This is a genomic window from Sutcliffiella sp. NC1, from assembly GCF_027594365.1.
GTDB classification, from domain to species: Bacteria; Bacillota; Bacilli; order Bacillales; family Bacillaceae_I; genus Sutcliffiella; species Sutcliffiella cohnii.
On sequence record NZ_CP115153.1, the window covers coordinates 2,187,335 to 2,205,547 of the forward strand.

The window sequence follows — 18,213 nt, forward strand, 5'->3', positions numbered from 1 at the left end:
ATTCTCCTAGAAAATTCTAATAATAGTGGTATAATAAAAAGAAGGGGGATGATTATGAAAAATTTAAAGATGTTAATAGAACAAACATGTAAATCAATTGATTTTTCTGGAGTAGTATCTATACAAAAGGGCCAAGAAGTACTTTTTCAATCTGCATACGGTCTTTCTAATAGAAGTGATAAAATAAATAACAAAATGGATACGAGATTTGGAATTGCTTCTGGTTGTAAAATATTCACGGCTGTTGCAATAAGTCAATTAGTAGAAAAGGGAGTACTTTCGTTCGAAACTAGATTGAAAGATTGCTTACCAATCACTTTTTCGAACTTTGATGAAAATATAACAGTTCATCAATTGTTAACGCACACATCTGGAATTCCTGATTACTTTGATGAAGCTGTTATGGACGACTTTGCTGATCTTTGGAAAGAGCGTCCTATGTATACAATCGAGCGTCTACATGACTTTTTACCGATGTTTCAGCATAATGAAATGATGTTTACGCCTGGCGAGAAGTTTCATTATAATAATGCAGGCTATATACTACTCGGCTTAATCGTAGAACAACAGAGTGGTTTACCGTTTACGGAATACGTAGAGAAGAATATATTTGTCCGATGTAGTATGGAAGGTAGTGGTTACTTTGAGTTACATAGTCTACCAGCACAAACTGCCCTCGGTTACATTGATAACGAAGATGGTACATGGAAAACAAATATTTACTCTATACCAGTAAAAGGCGGTTCCGATGGGGGAGCTTTTATTACTGCAGCAGATATGGTTAAGTTTTGGCAGAGTTTGCTTCGATTTCAATTATTATCGGAACAATTAACAAACATGCTTTTAGCACCACATGTTGTTGTAGAAGAGGATGATTGTTACGGTTACGGTGTATGGGTTGCTAAAAAGAAAAATGAAATCTTCAAATATCATGTAATGGGTTACGACCCTGGTGTTAGTTTTCACTCAGCTTTTTACCCAAGCAATGAACTTACAGTTGTCATTCCTTCTAATAAGTCAGAAGGAGCGTATGATGTGATGAAGACAATTGAGAACGCCTTAACATCATGAAGTAAATTAACTTACGTTAAATGAGCTTCAAATAGAGTGAATGGATCTATGTGATAGGAGGAGACAAAGTGAAAATTGTAGTTGCACCAGATTCCTTCAAAGGTTCCTTCGACAGTTTAAAAGCAACTCAAATCATTAGCCAAGCGATAAAAGATTTTGATCACAAAATAGAGGTGGTCGAAATCCCAATGGCTGACGGTGGAGAAGGAACTGTTTGCGCGTTATTACAAACAATCGGTGGGGAAGAAATAACTTGCACGGTAGAAGATCCGTTAGGACGTTTAATAGAAGCAAGTTATGGATGGCTCAAATTTAAAAAGGCGGCCATTATAGAAACCGCTTCCGCATCGGGGCTCCCGTTATTAACCTTAGAAGAACTTAATCCGTTACAAACATCTAGCTTTGGTACTGGACAGTTAATAAAAGATGCTCTTGATAGAGGTGCAGAAAACATAATTTTAGGACTTGGTGGTAGTGCAACGGTCGATGCTGGTGTTGGACTTTTTCAAGCGCTTGGTTTAATCGTCCTAGATAAAACAGGATGCGAGATCGATAGAGTAGGTGGACGTTTACACGAAATACATAGTATAGATATAGCAAACGTTGATTCAAGGCTTTATAATGTCAAACTGACCATTGCATCAGATGTTACGAGCCCACTATTAGGTGAAAAGGGCGCTGTGTACATGTTTGGTCCACAAAAAGGAATTACGACAGAACAGCTTCCATACTTTGAAAAAGGAATGGAACACTTTTCATATGTAATGAACAATGTGTCAGTACAGGATTACAGGTTGTATCCTGGTAGTGGAGCTGCTGGAGGAATTGGTTTTAGTTTATTATCATTGCTAGATGTACAGTTCGAAAGTGGCCTTAATCTTATTGTAGAAATGACGAATTTTCGTGAACATGTAAAGACGGCCGACTTAGTTGTGACAGGTGAAGGTAAAATTGATGGCCAGTCTTTAATGGGAAAAGTGCCAGTAGGACTTGCTCGAATTGCGAAAGAATATGATGTGCCAGTTATCGTCATTGCGGGTTCCATCGGTGAAAATTCCTCTTTGCTTGAACAGGAAGGAATTAAAGCTATTCTTTCGATTGTAGACGGACCAATGTCGTTAAAAGAGGCAATTACAAACGGTGAGACACTTCTCTACGAAACAACAAAACGAATGATGAAACTATTGCAGATTGGAACGGTTTTAGGAAGACAGAAAAAAAGCTAAACATTTTCCTAGTTACAACTTAGACAGTCACTATCAATATTTAAGAATCTAATAGTTTTGCTCCTATATGTTCAAGAGCAATATTTACTTCATATATGTTGTATATTTTTTTCTCTAAGCAAAAAAGTATCGTTAGATCAAACATATCACTATCAGATAACGTATAACCGGCGGAACGTAATAGTTTGTCGGTTTGTTTTTTATCTAATTCTAGCGCTAATGCTAATTGGATTATCGTGTTTTTCCGTGGTCGGTAATTAGGCGTGGATCGTATTTTTGAAAAAAGCTTTCGGTCTAAGCCGGCCTTCTTATATACCTCCGAATCTTTCAAACCTTTCTTATCTATAAACTGAAACAGCACTTCGGTCAAAGTAGGTTGCTGTTTTCTTTTAATAAATTGTTGTAATTCGATATTGATAACATTTTCGGAAATTTGTTTCTCCAAATAATAATCCGCATCCATAGAGTAAAGTACTTTTGGTTCCATATGTAGTGAGATGTATGCTTCTAATTGTTTTAATAATTCAGGATTTATCATTCCTTCATCCTCCGAAAATGTCGCTTTTAAGGCGACCATTTATTGGTTTTAATTGGCTATTATTATAGCATAAACAGATGGAAGGATGATTTAGATGAACAACAAATTAACAGAAATAATTTTTTTATTAGACAGAAGCGGTTCTATGGCTGGTTTAGAAAGTGACACAATTGGAGGGTTTAATACGTTCGTTAGAAGGCAAGGTGAGTTACCGGGAGAAACTAAGTTAACAACTGTTTTATTTGATGACGAATATGAAATCTTATGGGAGGGTGTTTCTGCATATTCTATTTCATTAACGGACAATGAATATTTCGTTCGAGGTACCACTGCTTTGCTTGATGCTGTAGGAAAAAGTATCGTGTCGGTAGGCAACCGATTGAAGAGTACTTCAGAAAAGGATCGTCCAGGCAAAGTAATCTTCGTTATTACAACGGACGGCATGGAAAATGCCAGTCGTGAATTCACTTATGAAAAAGTAAAAAAGCTAATTACTCATCAACAAGAAAAATATAACTGGGAATTCATTTTTATGGGAGCAAACATAGATGCCGTTAAAGAAGCAGATTCGCTCGGCATATCTATCGATAATGCCTTCCAGTTCGAAGCATCAGAAAAGGGTGTGGAAAAAATGTATGATGTAGTTTGTGAGGCGGTAATAGATAGAAGAAATATATAAACTAATAAGAGAGTGATAGCCTTTGTAGGTTGTCACTTTTTTTAGTTTCATGTATAAAACTGGAGAAATGGTGCGGTCTAGTATCCTAGGATGCAATTGAGCTGCAAAAGTTAGCAAAAAACCGTACTGGTGCATAAGCCCGGAAAAGTGGTTCAATCCAACCCGGAAGTGGTGCATAAATCTCCGAAACTGGTGCAATCGAGCGGCAAAAGTCAGCATAAAATTTACCTCGATACAAAAATCAGTCACAAGTACATTCCCGCCACCTCAAGCAGCACCAAACTTACATCTTCCTGTCTAGAGCAAGGAACCTGCATTATTGTCTATTGTTTCAAGCATTTACTCCATATATAATGTAAACTTCTTAGTAAACATTCTAACCCTCCCATATTCTTCCGTCACAAATTCGCTACTAATTCGTAACAAATCTGTTCAAAATGTGATATATTTCACAAACAAATTCGGTTTATACTGTATATATAATGTGTAAAGGAACAGTAAATGAGGTGACATAAATGGAATCAGTAGAGTTTAGTAGGTACTTGTCTATGTTAACACTATCCGTTCACGTTGTATTTGCGACGGTCGGGGTTGGGGTACCGCTTTTTATTATGGTTGCGCATTGGCTTGGATTAAAGCGGAATGACGATCATTATTTATTAATGGCAAAGCGTTGGGCTCACGGATATGTCATTAGTGTAGCAGTTGGTGTTGTAACAGGAACAGCAATTGCCCTCCAACTAGCATTATTATGGCCACGGTTTATGGAATTCGCTGGTCAGCTAGTGGCACTTCCATTATTTATGGAGACGTTCGCGTTTTTCTTTGAAGCTATTTTTCTAGGAATATATTTATATACGTGGGATCGTTTTAAAAACCCGAAGCATCATTTCTACCTACTAGCACCTGTGCTGATTGGTGGTGCAATGTCGGCGTTATTTATTACATCCGTAAATGCGTTCATGAATACGCCACAAGGTTTTGCTGTATTAAATGGTGAATTAACAAACATTTCTCCTCTGCTAGCGATGTTTAATCCAGCAATGCCGACGAAAGTTGCACACGTGTTAACTTCAGCTTATATGACAGCAGGTTTCATACTTGCTTCAATTGCTGCTTTTCATTTAGTGAAAGGTAATCGTCATGAATATCATCGTAAAGGGTTAGCGTTAACGATGAAAATTGCTTTTGTTTTTACGATAGCAACAGCGTTAGTTGGAGACTTATCTGGTAAATTCCTTGCTGAGTACCAACCGGAAAAATTAGCTGCTGCGGAATGGCATTTTGAAACAGAAGGGGAAGCACCACTCGTACTTTTCGGTGTCCTTACGGAAACAAATGAAGTAAAGTATGCTATTAAAATTCCGTATGCATTAAGCTTTTTAGTGCATAACAATTTTACAGGTGTAGTAACAGGATTAAACGATATTCCAGAAGAGTATCATCCACCGTATATTATTCATTACTTCTTTGACATCATGGTGTCGATTGGAATAGGACTAATGTTATTGTCACTCGTTTATGTGATAGGTCTTAAATTTAATTGGTCTATCATTCGTTCTAAAGTGTTCCGCTGGGGCTTAGTTGCGTCAGGTCCGTTGGCGATGATTGCGATTGAAGCTGGTTGGTGGTTTACTGAGTTAGGACGTCAGCCTTGGATAATGAGAGGATATATGACGACAGCTGAAGGGGCGACAACTTCACCATACGTCTGGGCAATGTTTATCGCCTTTGCTGTTTTATATTTTATTTTGATGGTCGGTACAGTTGTCGTGTTAACTCGGATGTTTAGAAAAAATCCGGTTGAAAATGAAATCGAAAAGATGCGTGAGAAAGGGAGTGTTGCCGTATGACGATTGAAATATTAGGTATATCCGTACTATGGCTTTTCCTTTTCGGTTACGTAATCGTTGCCTCGATTGATTTTGGGGCTGGATTCTTTAATGCGCAAACGCTCTTAACAGGAAAGCATCATATTGTAAACACTGTAATTCAAAGATACCTTTCACCAGTTTGGGAGATTACGAATGTGTTTCTTGTATTCTTCTTCATAGGAATGGTAGGTTTCTTTCCAAAAACGGCATATTATTTCGGAACTGTACTTTTAATTCCGATTAGTATTTCAATTATCCTTTTAGCACTACGCGGAAGCTATTATGCTTTTGGTACGTATGGGACGAAAGGACATAAAGGATATACGTTAATGTACGGGGTTACGGGAGTGTTAATCCCTGCATCATTAACGACAGCGTTAATTGTTTCTCAAGGTGGATTTATTAAAGAAACGGCAGCAGGTACGTTAGAGTTGGATTATGTTGCGTTATTTACTAGTCCGTTTGCATGGTCCATTATTGTTTTAAGTTTAGTAAGTGTTCTATTCATTTCTGCTAGTTTCTTAGCTTATTATTCATCAGTAGCGGAAGATAAAGGAGCGCTTAAGTTATTTAGAAAATATACGTGGATATGGAGTTTTCCAACACTTATCACTGCTTTAGGTATTATTATCGAGATGAAATGGCATAACGAAGACCATTTTCAAGGAATGCTAAACTTATGGTGGGTGTTTGCCTTATCCGCAATTGCGTTTGCTGTAAGCTTATGGTTCTTGAAAAAAGCAAGATACGGCTGGTCGTTTATTTTTGTAGTGCTGCAGTTCGCATTAGCGTTTTATGCTTACGGTGTGTCACGCTATCCGTACTTACTGTATCCAAACTTAACGATTTACGACAGCTTTACGAATGAAACGATGGCAATATCATTAGTAGTTGTATTTATTTTAGGATTAATGTTATTAATTCCATCACTATATTTAGTGTTTAAGCTATTTATTATGAATAAACCTTACATTAAAAAAGGTGTATAGGAGGAGAATACAATGCATAACTTTTTACTGTTTTATGCACCGCTCCTTATCGTATTGTTAGCTATTTTCACTTCTTTTCTAGTAGTAGGAAAAAGTACAAAATATGAGGAGTAATTAGGATGAAAACACTTCAGAAGTTAGCGTGTGAGCAAAAGGGACGGTTCTACAGTTTATATAGTTTATCTATCGCTTTTGGAATCATCGTCGTTGCACAAGCTTTCTTCATTGTGTCGATAGTCGATGATTTATTCCTCGGCGAAAAAAGTTTTCAACAAGTCATTCCATTTTTTATCGGTTTAGCAGTAGTGCTCTTTATTAGGGCACTACTTTCATATAGTTCTGGACAAATTGGTGTGAAAATGGCTTCAGTCGTTAAAAGTGACTTTAGAAAAAAGCTTCTTCAAGCCTATTCTGGCCAATCTTTATTAACATCTTACAAAGGTCAATCTGGTAAAAAGGTTAGTGTAATGCTCGATACAGTAGATGAAATTGATAGCTTTTACAGTAGCTATGTTCCACAACGGATTTTATCTACCGTTGCATCGGTCATTATTTTAATTGCGGTCTTTTCGCAACATTTCTATTCAGGGTTGATTATCATCATTACCGCACCGTTCATTCCGTTATTTATGGCAATAATCGGTATGCAAACGCAAAAAAAATCGGAAGAAAAACTAGATAGTTTAAATACGTTCTCTGGTCGATTCCTTGAAACGCTTCAAGGGTTAACGAGCTTAAAGGTATTCGGTCGATCTCACCATTATAAAGAAGTGATTCGATCTAGCTCTCTTCATTTTCGTGATTCCACGATGGACATTTTAAAAGTTGCGTTCATGTCTTCTTTAATGCTCGAGTTTATCTCGATGTTAAGTATTGGACTCGTAGCGCTAGAGTTAGGGTTGCGACTCGTTGTCTTTCAACAAATTAGCTTCTTCACAGCATTTTTTATCTTACTTTTAGTACCGGAATTCTTCCATCTATTAAAAGAACTAGGAAGTGCTTTCCATGCAGGGCGAAGCAGTTCAGGAGCAGCAACGAAAATAGAAGAGGCGCTAATAGAGCAAGGAAAAAAAGTGCAATGGGGACAAGAAAAACTTCCTAATAATAGAATGGAAGTTAAACTACAAAATGTCGGATTTTCCTATGGGGAAGGTTTTGCACTCCAAAAAGTCGACTATACATTTCCAGCCACAGGGCAAATTGCCATCGTTGGTCGAAGTGGTGCAGGAAAAACGACTCTTTTACACGTTGTAGCAGGATTACTGCAACCTACGGAAGGTACAGTAATCATTAACGGTAAAAATAGAAACGACTATGAAGAGAAAGAATGGTTTCAACGCGTTAGTTACATTACACAACATCCGTACCTTTTTTCTGGCTCTATTGCAGAAAATATTGCTCTCGGACTAAAGGTAAATGATTCGGATATGGAAGAAGCAATTAAAAAAGCGAATATTACAGAACTTGTTGAATCATTGCCAGATGGAGTAAACACGGTGATTGGTGAAGGTGGTCGAGGTCTTTCTGGCGGAGAAAAACAACGGATTGCTTTAGCACGAGCTTTTTTAAAGAAACCATCTATTATCCTTTTTGACGAACCTACATCAGGGCTTGATTTAATGACTGAAAAATTATTACAGCAATCGATTAGAGAAATGGCGAAACATGCACTTGTCATTACAGTTGCTCATCGATTACAAACGATAAAAAGTGCGGACCAGATTCTATTTGTACAAAATGGAGAAATAGCTGCGATCGGTACTGATGAACAATTAAGAACTAGTGTAATAGGTTACGAACAATTATTTAAAAAAGGAGGGGAAGTGCAGTGAAAGAATTAACCCGTATTATTTCTGTTCTTTTAAAAGAGAAAAGAGATGTCGTTTTATCCGTTCTGTTCGGTTATTTAGCAGGAATTGCTGCTGTCACTTTGTTCGCGGCGAACGGATTTTTAATTTCTCAAGCTGCACTTGAACCACCTTTATACGTATTAATTGGGATGGTTGCGGTGGTGAAAATTGGAAGCATCATTCGTGCGACAAGTCGTTATGGAGAGCGCCTTTTTTCCCATCGTGCAACATTTACGATGTTAAGTGACTTACGTGTTTATTTTTATGAGCGTATTGAAAAAATGGCACCTAGCAAAATTCAGCAGTTTAGAAGTGGTGACTTACTCGCACGTATCGTTGGAGATGTGGAAAGCTTGCAAAACTTCTTTTTACGAGTCGTCTATCCACCTATATTAATGGTAACTGTCTTTTTAACGACGTTACTTTTTCTTTCTTTTTATTCGATAGAAGTTGTTATTCTGTTAACAGTTGGGTTAATAGTCACAGGTTTTGTTATCCCGGCGTGGTTTGCGAAAAAACAGAGAGCATTAAGTGGAGGAATAAGGGAAGAACGTGCAAAATTTTCAACGGAAGTTACGGAGTGGTTTCAAGGGTTCCGAGAGTTGAAAATTCACCAGCAATTAGAGAAGAAAGAAGAACAGTTAATTGCAGCCTCCGATGCTTATGTAGAAGAACATAGAAAGTCCGAATCTGAGGTGAATAAAAACCATTCTATTAATTTAGGAGCATCGTTTGTTATTTTATGGTCTGTTTTAGCTGTTGGTGGTTATTTAGTTGCTAGTAATCAGTTAGATGGTATCTTCTTAGCAATGATCGTGATGATTAGTTTAAACGTATTTGAACACTCTACTCCGATGGCCGCTTTTCCAGTGTATTACGAGGAAAGTGAAAGAGCGGCAAGCCGATTGCAGGATGTTGTGTCAGAAGATAAAAGTGACAAAGAGAATACGGTTGACTTACCAAAAGGACCACTGTCTATTACGTTGGATCATGTTCACTTTCGTTTTCCAGGAGAACTACGTGAAACGATTCGTGGAGTATCCTTGGACATTAAAGCAGGCTCAAAAGTGGCAATTGTTGGTGCCAGTGGTTCTGGTAAATCAACATTGCTAAAACTTTTATTAAAAATGTATCAAATAAATGAAGGCTCCTTTCGTATTAGCGGTGTGCCAATTGAAAACATTCAAGCAGAAAATATTTGGGCAAGTACAAAAGTTATTTTACAAGAAAATCAATTTTTTTCAGGAACAATAAAAGATAATTTATTAGCAGCAGAAGAAATGCATGATGAAGAAGTCGCGTTTTTACTAGAAAAAGTGGAACTTTCTCATTTTAGTCCAACTGATCCTGTTTTAGAAAAAGGAGAAAACTTATCTGGCGGAGAAAAGCAAAGACTTGCAATGGCGCGTGCACTAGTAAAGAGTGGGAACCTTTGGTTGCTAGATGAACCAACTTCTTCCTTGGACGGTTGGACGGAGCAACGAATGTATCGTCTATTAGAGGAACACGCAAAAAGTGACACAGTTATTCTAGTAAGTCATCGTCTCACAGGTCTTGAAAAAATGGATCAGATTATCGTCATGGACCACGGAAAAATAATAGAAAATGGTTCGTTTGAAGAGTTAATGGTGGCTAATGGGTACTTTTACGAATTAAAAGAACTAGAGAAAAATATAGTTGAATTGTAGCAGACAGAGTACGAAATCTACTGAAGATTTTGTACTCTTTTTTTAAGTGAATATGTTAAAGTAGAATCATATCAGAAGATTCTAATGATCTCTCTAATGAGTTTATGAACCAACATCCTGCATTAGCATATAAAGTCTACCGATTTTCATTTAGTACGGTTCCTACTATTTAGGCGGAAAGATTGGAGAAACAATCGCAATCTTACAAATAACTTGTTTTGAAGTACAGCTTTTCGTCCATCCTTATAGGTGGAATACATAATTAAAAGGGAGTGTTTACAAGATGGGTGTAAATGTTTATTTAACGTTTCAAGGTAATTGTCGTGAGGCTGTAGAATTTTATGCTGAAGCCTTTCAAACAGAGGCACAAATTATGACGTTTGGGGAAGCACCTCCGAATCCGGAGTTTCCGCTTCCAGAAGAGGCAAAAGATTTAATTATGCATGCGAGACTGATAGTAGAAGGTAGTCCTATTATGTTTTCTGACAATTTCCCGGGCTCACCGCACGTAGAAGGGAACAACATTACGTTAGCAGTCATTAGTGATGACCGTGAAAAAATCGAGTCTTACTTTCATAAGTTAAAAGAAGGCGGAAAAGTTGGCATGGAGCTTCAAGAAACGTTTTGGAGCAAATGTTACGGTTCAATTACAGATAAGTTTGGGATTGGCTGGCAAGTTAGTTATCAAGAAGAGGAATAAGTGGAAGAAGAGGTGTTCCAAATTCGGAGCGCCTCTTGTTGTTCAATCTTAAGGCCATTTTTTAAATTGGCGAAGATGTACTAAAAATATGATCATGACAACAAACGTTACGACATTTAAAAAAATGATTAGACCCGTTAAAGTACTACTATAAAAATTCATCCCAAATGTTTGTAATATTGTTAACAAGACGAATAGTGATGTATAAACTTTCAATAGATTGGAGGTTCCTCTATACAATAAATCAGATTCAAGCTTTTTGGCGAGCTCTAGCATTACTTGGAACGTATAAAAGATTAATATAAACTGCACTATTTCTAATAAAAAGGAGTAAGTACTCCAAAATGTAAATACTTGCTTTTTTATTTCGTTTTGGGCAATAAATATAGTTGGTACAGAAAAGAAAATAAGTGCTAATGCAAATCCTCTCGCTTTTTTTACGTGGATAGTAGGATATTTAGAAACAATAATTCCTAGTCCGGTGTAAATCAATATGTATCCAATTGGATCAGGTAAAATATCAATAAAAACTAGATGAATTTCTATAAACACAAATAGAAATCCCCAAAACAATTTTCCAAATCCTTCATTCATATATTCAACACCTACTTATCTTTTTTAATTAACTCATTAATTTGTTCTTGATCCCAGTACGGTCGGTCGTATATATAAATAGGGAAGTTAAAACTGTTACCAGACTCAGTTTCTCCCACCACTTCGATGGAGAATTCTAAGTAACTTGGAAAATCTTGATTAGTTATTGTCGTAATATTAGCCCAGTAACCTTCGTCTATCGATATGGGCATATTGGATTCCGTTAATGGAACCCCTGGTAGTTGATTCCATGTTTGGTCAGCTAAATCGCTAAAGTGGTGAGAGTTCCATTTTCGATATGCTTCTAATACTCTCTCGTGATCGGTATCGATTTTCATATTAATTTTGTTTCCAAGTAATTCGTCGAAAGGACTCACCACATTATCAATTCGTAATGTTTCCAAAGCGATAAAATAGTTTTCTTGTTTATGATCACTACTACCTGCACTCAAACGCTGATCAACAATATTTGTGTAGTTTCTTTCCTTTATAGGGTGTATCTTTATTTCCCCGATATTAACTGTTTGAGTCGTTCCATCTGATAGGTGTACGGTTACTTCCTGAAAAGAAAAACTAGGATTATTCGTTACAATCTCCGAATTCAACCTAACAGTAAGAGTAGATGTCATTAAATAATGGTGAGTAAATTGTTGTTCATAAGAAATTTGATTAGAATGATGCCAATAACCGAAATTTTCATTTGCAGTGTAAGCATGAAATGAATCGTCAACCGTTACACTTGTAATGGTAACTGGATTATGTTTATTAACTAAGTAATATAACGAAAACCTTACTTCTGGATCTTCTTCCATATATTCTTTTACATAATAATGTTTCATGAAAACTGGTTCATTTATTTGTTTTGATTGGAAAAATAAATAGTTCCCGACGGCACTAATGAATATAAGTATAATGAACAGCCATAAATATCTTTCTTTTATCATATAAAACCCCCCTTAACAACATAACATGGAATGAGAGAAAGTTCTGCAAAAAAATAGCAAACCTACCTCTATACGGTAGAGATAAGTTTGCTATTTCTTTATTAAGTTATTTATTTTATTTATATATTTTTCGAATGAAGGATATTCTTGAAAATTTGAAAGTATTCCAGAGATAACCGGTTTTCGAGGATGTTCCCGTTTAAATTCTTCTTCAATGACTTCAAGGCTAATGAGAAAGCTTTCATTATCTTCATAATTATCTATTTCTTTTCTCATCGCTTTTAAAAGATCCTCTATACTTTCATCTTTTGTTTGGAAAAAATTCGTTTTAAACTTTGACATGGCTAAGTTTATTTTTTCTTCTTCTATTAATGGGGCGGGAGTATCCCGTAAAAATCCTTCGACAATATAATCTGTTCGTTGTAGAAGAGAGGATACTAGTTTTTCCACATTAATAGACGACTCTTCGAAAAAAATGATTTTTAAGTATGCTTGGAACAACCCGTCAAAACTAATCGTTAAGTCCCAAAGGTAATCGTGAACTTTTTCCCCATAGATTGCTTGCAAGTTCGTATAAATAAATAGATGATTTTCCATGACCATTTGGTAAAGGAATTCTTTCACTTCTTCTGTTTTAGGTAATGCCTGTTCCCTCGTTTGCATAATAATGAATTCACGATGTGAGAGAAAGGACTTAATAAGTTCGGTTAACACTAGCTGAAATTTCTCACGCGGTGGTAAGTTCATTTCATCGATTTTAGCAAAATTGTGTTTAATATCCTCGTAGTAATATTTAAAAATGGAAAGTAATAGCTCGTCCTTCGATTTGAAGTGTAAATAAAACGCACCTTTAGAAATTCCACTTTCGGTTGCGATTTCTTGAATAGAAGTGGCAGAAACCCCTTTTTGAGCGAATAATTTTATTCCAGCTTTTATAATTAATTCTTTTTTATCTTTCAACAGTAATACATCTCCTGATACATACTATATTGGTTGACTTATGACTAGGTGGTCAGTTATATTATATCTTGTGATGACTAGGTAGTCAATTGACCAATTGAACGTAATCAAAACATCTTAAGTATTAAGGGAGAGAAAATATAGTGAAAATACCAAAGTTTGCCGTCAAAAGACCAGTAACAACTATCATGATGATGTTACTAGTGCTTTTATTAGGTTTCACATCATTAACAGGATTGAAACTAGATTTAATGCCAAATATAAACCCACCTGTCGTAGCGGTTATGACTACATATCCAGGTGCAGGTCCAGAAGAAGTAGCCGAAATGGTTACGAAACCGTTGGAGGAAGTCATTGGGACTAGTTCTGGATTAAGTATGTTGCAGTCTAGAAGTAGTTCGAATTCGTCTTTAATTATCGCCCAATACGAATGGGGTGCAGATATATCGGAAGTTCGAGAGGATTTAAGTACAACGATTGGTCTCGTGCAACTTCCTGACGGTGTAGAACGTCCGATGCTTGTAAAGTTCGACCCAACGATGATGCCGATCATGCAATTTGCAATTACTAGTGGAGAAGACTTAACTAAACTACAAGAACTAGTCGATGAAGTGGTCGTTCCGCAATTACAGAATATTGACGGTGTTGCAAGTGTAAGTGTTGTTGGTGGATTTGAAGAGGAAATAAGTGTTCGTTTAGATGAAGAAAAGCTTATAGAAAATGGGTTATCACAAGAACAAATAGTACAGCTCATTCAAGCTAATAATTTAACGTTTCCTGGTGGAATGATTGAAGAAAATGGCGAAAAGTTAAGCTTACGTGTGTTAGCAAAAGTGGAATCAATCGATATGCTTAAAGATTTACCTGTAAGCATTCAGCCGAGTGAAACGGAACTAGAAGTTGTTCGGTTGGAAGATGTAGCAGTAGTTGAGCTTGCACCAGTCGATTCTTCATCAGTTGCAAGATTAAATGGTGCGGAAAGTTTACTAATTAGTGTTCAGAAGGAAGGTACAGCAAACACAGTTCAAGTTTCAAATCGTGTTCAAGATAGAATTGAAAGTTTACAAGAAAACCATTCTGAAATAAATATTTCAGTTGCAATGGATCAGGGAGATATTATTAACCAATCTGTTTCCAACGTATCTCTTGCGCTAATTTTTGGAGGTATTTTTGCAGTAGCAGTTATTCTTCTATTTTTACGTTCCATTCGCTCAACCATTATTGTTGGGATTGCGATTCCGTTTTCAGTAATTGCAACGTTCGTTTTAATGTATTTCTCCGGTATGTCTTTAAATATTATGTCGCTTGGAGGATTAGCGTTAGGGGTTGGGATGTTAGTAGATAACGCAATTGTTGTAATTGAAAATATTTATCGTCACTTAGCGAACGGTTCTTCGAGAAAAGAAGCGGCAATTAACGGAGCGAGTGAGGTAGGCGGTGCCATTACGGCTTCTACTTTAACAACGTTAGCGGTGTTTTTACCAATTGTTTTCGTAGGAGGAATGGTTGGAGATTTATTTAAAGAGCTTTCCTTAACAGTAGCTTTCTCATTAATTTCCTCTCTAATAGTAGCATTAACGGTCGTTCCAACGTTAGCTGGATTATTACTGAAAAAAGAAAAAGTGAAAAAACCGCGAGAGTATAAATGGTATCAAACCATTATTAAATGGGTGTTGAGTCACCGACTAATTACATTATTGGTTGCAGGGGTTATTTTAATAGGGTCTTTAGCACTAACTCCAAAAATCGGAACAGAATTTATGCCTTCCCAAGATGAAGGAATATATCGAGTTGATGTAGAGCTTCCGATGGGGGCAACATTTGAAAGAACGATGGAAGTAATCGAAAGACTAGAAACAGTTATTTTAGAAGATAGTGATACGGATTTAGTTACGGCATCCATCGGTAATTCTGATCCGATGATGGCGGCAGTTTTAGGCAGTGGAGAAAATGAAGGTTCTTTAACAGTAACGTTAGTATCTGGTGACGAAAGAAATCGATCTACATTTGAAGTAGTAAATGATTTAGAAGAAGTTATTGCAGATTGGAATGAGGACGCAGAAATTTCTGTAAGTGTGTCGAATTCAATGGAGGCGATGGCTGGGGCACCAAATATGATTGAAATTGTTCTTCTAGGTGATTCTAAAGAGCAATTAGAAGAGTACTCTAGTGAATTAGCAAGCCGCCTATCCGAGTATGAACAGTTTAAAACTGTGACGGATTCAGTCGAGGATGGTAAACCTGAGTTCCAATACATCGTTGATAAAGATGAGGCATTTAAATATGGATTAACTTCCTATCAAGTTGCGTCCTTCATTAATCAGTCATTACAAGGGCAAATTGCAGCAACCATATTTGATACGCAAGTTCGCGTTTCTGTGAACGATATTTCCAATTCAAAAGAAGCAATTGAAGAATTAATCATTTCAACACCAACAGGTCAACAAGTAGAATTAAAAGATATTGGTGAAGTAGTACGTGGAGAAGGACCGGTAACTGTTGTTCGCGAAAATCAACAAGATACTATTATCGTATCAGGAAGCTTTGATGGTGCAGACATGGGATCTGTTATGGTTAACGCACAAACTGCTATCAATGAAATGATAGACGATTTAAATATTGATACGGAAAGATTTACCATTAAGATGGCTGGTGGAGCGGAGATGATGGATGAGTCATTTGCTCAACTTGGTATAGCGCTTATTTTAGCAATTATCTTTGTATACATGGTAATGGCTAGTCAGTTCGAGTCATTAAGACAGCCGTTTATTATTATGTTTACTTTACCATTAGCAATCACGGGGGTAATATTAGGATTACTGTTAACAGGATATGCTTTCGGTATTACAGCATTCATTGGCATTATCATCCTTGTAGGTATCGTCGTAAACAATGCGATTGTATTTATCGACTATACAAACCAACAACGTGCGAAAGGCTTAACTGTACATGAAGCGTTAGTGGAAGCAGGAAAAGCAAGATTACGTCCGATCATTATGACAGCTTTAACAACGATGCTAGGGTTATTACCATTAGCAATTGGAGTTGGAGAAGGGACTGAAATGCAAGCACCGATGGCGATTGCGGTAATTGGTGGACTGTTTACTTCAACCTTATTAACACTTGTTGTAATTCCAGTAATCTACAGTCTAATGGAAAGTCGTAAAGAGAAAAAACAAATGATGAAAGAAAAAGAAGCGTAATTATATTAAAAATACAGCCAGACCTATTTTAGGTTTGGTTGTATCTTATTAAAATAGCCGAAAAAAAGTTTTTCGTAATTTTTTTTAAAAGAAGTTTGCTATTAACTGACCAATCTGTTATGATAAAGAAGAATTATTTTTGTTCGGTACGTTAGAAAGGAAATAAAGTATTTAAACTTTTCGCCTTTGATATCTAATTGTGAGCAATAATAGTAATAAACAGTGGCAAAAAGCCACACAGGAGGAAATACACATGCAACAAGGTACAGTAAAATGGTTTAACGCAGAAAAAGGTTTCGGATTCATCGAAGTTGAAGGTGGAGAAGACGTATTCGTACATTTCTCAGCTATCCAAGGCGAAGGCTTTAAATCTTTAGAAGAAGGCCAAAAAGTTACTTTTGACACAGAGCAAGGTCAACGTGGACTTCAAGCTACTAACGTAGTTAAAGCATAATAATGAAAAAGGACTCTCATTTTAATGAGAGTCCTTTTTATTTTAAGGACGTCTTAACATCTTTCCCAATAGGAAAGATGTTTTTTTATTTTTACTAAATTTAATCTTTTATTTCTCACTCACAAGTGTTATAGTGTGTATATTGATATATACACTATAACACTTTTAGGGGGAAGACTAATGGGTTTTTTAGATTTATTATGGGCATATATTTTAGTTTTTGTATTTGCGGCAGTTCCGTTTTTTGAAGCGTATGGAGTTATTGCGCTAGCTATTTTTGCTGGACTTCCAGCAATACCGGTAGTTCTAATCGCGTTGATTGGTAACATCTTAACCGTTTTATTATTAATTCTTTTTGTTAACAAAATAAAAGAATGGAGAAAGAAACGTAAAGGTGATGAGGTAGATAAGGAACCTAGTAAACGAGCTAGACGTGCACAAAGTTTATGGAAAAAGTACGGTTTACCAGGATTAGCGTTTATAGGACCTTTACTAGTTGGAAGTCATTTAACTGCATTCATGAGTATTAGTTTTGGGGGAACAAAAAAGAGTACTTCAGTTTGGATGATGGCAAGTATTATAGTGTGGGGACTTGTGTTTGGAGTACTAACTTATTTTGGCATTGATTTCTTAGGGTATGGAGATAGAGGATTTTTTAATGATATGATATCCAATGATTAACACGGAGGGATTGTAAATGTATAAGCAAGCATGGTGGTTAGCTAGACAAGATTTAAAACAAAGTATTTTTCCAATTATCTTTACTATAATAGCAACCATTGTTTTTGCGGGATTTGCAAGTTTAATACTAGACCAATCAATTAGATATATGTTTGATTCAGGAGATGAATATTATAGCTTTGTTGTAATCGATTTTATGTTTTTTATACTAACCCCATCACTCGCTGCAATCTTTATGTCTAGACCTTATTTAAGCTTTAGGACGATAAAAGAAGATCCCTTTAGTAAAATCATGGCATTTTATCGGGCGCTACCAATACCTGTTAAAGTAATTTCTTTAAGTAGGACGTTTATTATGTTAGTTACTGTGTTAATTATGGGTACTACTTACTTTTGTACAATATTTGTTTTATTGCGCGCCGATATATTCCAATTCGTTCATAAGAGCGAATTTATCGTATTGTTTCTTATTTGGTTCGGCTATTCGTTAGCGATAGGCGGGGTTAATACGTTTATTGAATATGGAACGAACGGTAAGATGTTACATGTTTTACCTTATATCCTTATTGGGATTTTTATTGTAGTCGCTTTTGTTTTTTACTATTTTTTTCAAATAGGAATAGTAGAGTGGACGCTTCATTTAGCAATGAATATAGGTTGGCCGATTGTAATACTATCCTTTTTCATTGGAGTTTTAGGATGTTATTTGTGGTATAGAATGCTTACTGCTCGATTGCATACTAGGGATTACTTGTAGTGGAA

Annotated in this window: 17 protein-coding genes; 13 read left to right on the forward strand and 4 right to left on the reverse strand. The window is 36.2% G+C overall.

The window, feature by feature from the left end; genetic code table 11:
• Positions 1–54 precede the first annotated feature (54 nt).
• Together O1A01_RS11415 and O1A01_RS11420 are read left to right on the forward strand one after the other, a co-directional pair.
• On the forward strand, positions 55–1,071 hold the full coding sequence (locus tag O1A01_RS11415) for a serine hydrolase domain-containing protein (RefSeq protein WP_412766290.1): 1,017 nt from the start codon (positions 55–57) through the stop codon (positions 1,069–1,071).
• 68 nt (positions 1,072–1,139) lie between these two features.
• The gene (locus O1A01_RS11420) at positions 1,140–2,297 is read left to right on the forward strand and encodes a glycerate kinase (RefSeq protein ID WP_270066296.1); all 1,158 of its coding nucleotides are present in this window, start codon (positions 1,140–1,142) and stop codon (positions 2,295–2,297) included.
• 40 nt (positions 2,298–2,337) lie between these two features.
• Here O1A01_RS11420 and O1A01_RS11425 read toward each other — a convergent pair whose 3' ends face one another.
• Positions 2,338–2,835, reverse strand: coding sequence for a hypothetical protein (locus O1A01_RS11425; RefSeq protein ID WP_270066297.1), 498 nt, complete (start codon positions 2,833–2,835; stop codon positions 2,338–2,340).
• 94 nt (positions 2,836–2,929) lie between these two features.
• Between O1A01_RS11425 and O1A01_RS11430 the strand changes: the two genes are divergently transcribed.
• The 7 genes from O1A01_RS11430 to O1A01_RS11455 all read left to right on the forward strand — a co-directional run bounded on the left by O1A01_RS11430 (position 2,930) and on the right by O1A01_RS11455 (position 10,615).
• Positions 2,930–3,514, forward strand: coding sequence for a vWA domain-containing protein (locus O1A01_RS11430; protein WP_270066298.1), 585 nt, complete (start codon positions 2,930–2,932; stop codon positions 3,512–3,514).
• A 515-nt stretch (positions 3,515–4,029) separates the two neighbouring features.
• Positions 4,030–5,367 (forward strand): cytochrome ubiquinol oxidase subunit I, encoded by a 1,338-nt coding sequence (locus O1A01_RS11435; RefSeq protein ID WP_270066299.1) that lies wholly within the window; start codon positions 4,030–4,032, stop codon positions 5,365–5,367.
• A complete protein-coding gene (locus O1A01_RS11440; RefSeq protein WP_270066300.1) occupies positions 5,364–6,377 on the forward strand; it encodes a cytochrome d ubiquinol oxidase subunit II in 1,014 nt (337 codons plus the stop codon). Before O1A01_RS11435 ends, O1A01_RS11440 begins: the two co-directional genes overlap by 4 nt.
• Positions 6,378–6,389: 12 nt before the next feature.
• On the forward strand, positions 6,390–6,491 hold the full coding sequence (gene cydS, locus O1A01_RS25455) for a cytochrome bd oxidase small subunit CydS family protein (protein WP_412766289.1): 102 nt from the start codon (positions 6,390–6,392) through the stop codon (positions 6,489–6,491).
• 5 nt (positions 6,492–6,496) lie between these two features.
• Positions 6,497–8,209, forward strand: coding sequence for a thiol reductant ABC exporter subunit CydD (gene cydD, locus O1A01_RS11445; RefSeq protein WP_270066301.1), 1,713 nt, complete (start codon positions 6,497–6,499; stop codon positions 8,207–8,209).
• Positions 8,206–9,915, forward strand: coding sequence for a thiol reductant ABC exporter subunit CydC (gene cydC, locus O1A01_RS11450; RefSeq protein ID WP_270066302.1), 1,710 nt, complete (start codon positions 8,206–8,208; stop codon positions 9,913–9,915). Before cydD ends, cydC begins: the two co-directional genes overlap by 4 nt.
• A 283-nt stretch (positions 9,916–10,198) precedes the next feature.
• On the forward strand, positions 10,199–10,615 hold the full coding sequence (locus O1A01_RS11455) for a VOC family protein (protein WP_066411701.1): 417 nt from the start codon (positions 10,199–10,201) through the stop codon (positions 10,613–10,615).
• Between the two features lie 48 nt (positions 10,616–10,663).
• Here the strand turns inward: O1A01_RS11455 and O1A01_RS11460 are convergent, their stop codons facing one another.
• From O1A01_RS11460 to O1A01_RS11470, 3 genes are all read right to left on the reverse strand, one after another.
• The gene (locus O1A01_RS11460; protein WP_270066303.1) at positions 10,664–11,209 is read right to left on the reverse strand and encodes a hypothetical protein; all 546 of its coding nucleotides are present in this window, start codon (positions 11,207–11,209) and stop codon (positions 10,664–10,666) included.
• 11 nt (positions 11,210–11,220) lie between these two features.
• Positions 11,221–12,153 carry a hypothetical protein gene (locus O1A01_RS11465; protein ID WP_270066304.1) on the reverse strand — a complete coding sequence of 311 codons (933 nt, stop codon included), beginning with the start codon at positions 12,151–12,153 and terminating at the stop codon, positions 11,221–11,223.
• Positions 12,154–12,243: 90 nt separating this feature from the next.
• Positions 12,244–13,113 (reverse strand): TetR/AcrR family transcriptional regulator, encoded by an 870-nt coding sequence (locus O1A01_RS11470; protein WP_270066305.1) that lies wholly within the window; start codon positions 13,111–13,113, stop codon positions 12,244–12,246.
• Positions 13,114–13,256: 143 nt separating this feature from the next.
• On the opposite strand from O1A01_RS11470, the gene O1A01_RS11475 reads away from it, so the two are divergent.
• The 4 genes from O1A01_RS11475 to O1A01_RS11490 all read left to right on the forward strand — a co-directional run bounded on the left by O1A01_RS11475 (position 13,257) and on the right by O1A01_RS11490 (position 18,208).
• Entirely contained in the window at positions 13,257–16,316 is a 3,060-nt protein-coding gene (locus O1A01_RS11475) for an efflux RND transporter permease subunit (protein WP_066411692.1), read from the forward strand.
• A gap of 253 nt (positions 16,317–16,569) precedes the next feature.
• On the forward strand, positions 16,570–16,770 hold the full coding sequence (locus O1A01_RS11480) for a cold-shock protein (RefSeq protein ID WP_066411691.1): 201 nt from the start codon (positions 16,570–16,572) through the stop codon (positions 16,768–16,770).
• A gap of 180 nt (positions 16,771–16,950) precedes the next feature.
• Complete coding sequence (locus O1A01_RS11485) at positions 16,951–17,451, forward strand: small multi-drug export protein (RefSeq protein ID WP_066420141.1); 501 nt, start codon at positions 16,951–16,953, stop codon at positions 17,449–17,451.
• A 16-nt stretch (positions 17,452–17,467) separates the two neighbouring features.
• The gene (locus O1A01_RS11490; protein ID WP_270066306.1) at positions 17,468–18,208 is read left to right on the forward strand and encodes a hypothetical protein; all 741 of its coding nucleotides are present in this window, start codon (positions 17,468–17,470) and stop codon (positions 18,206–18,208) included.
• Positions 18,209–18,213 lie beyond the last annotated feature (5 nt).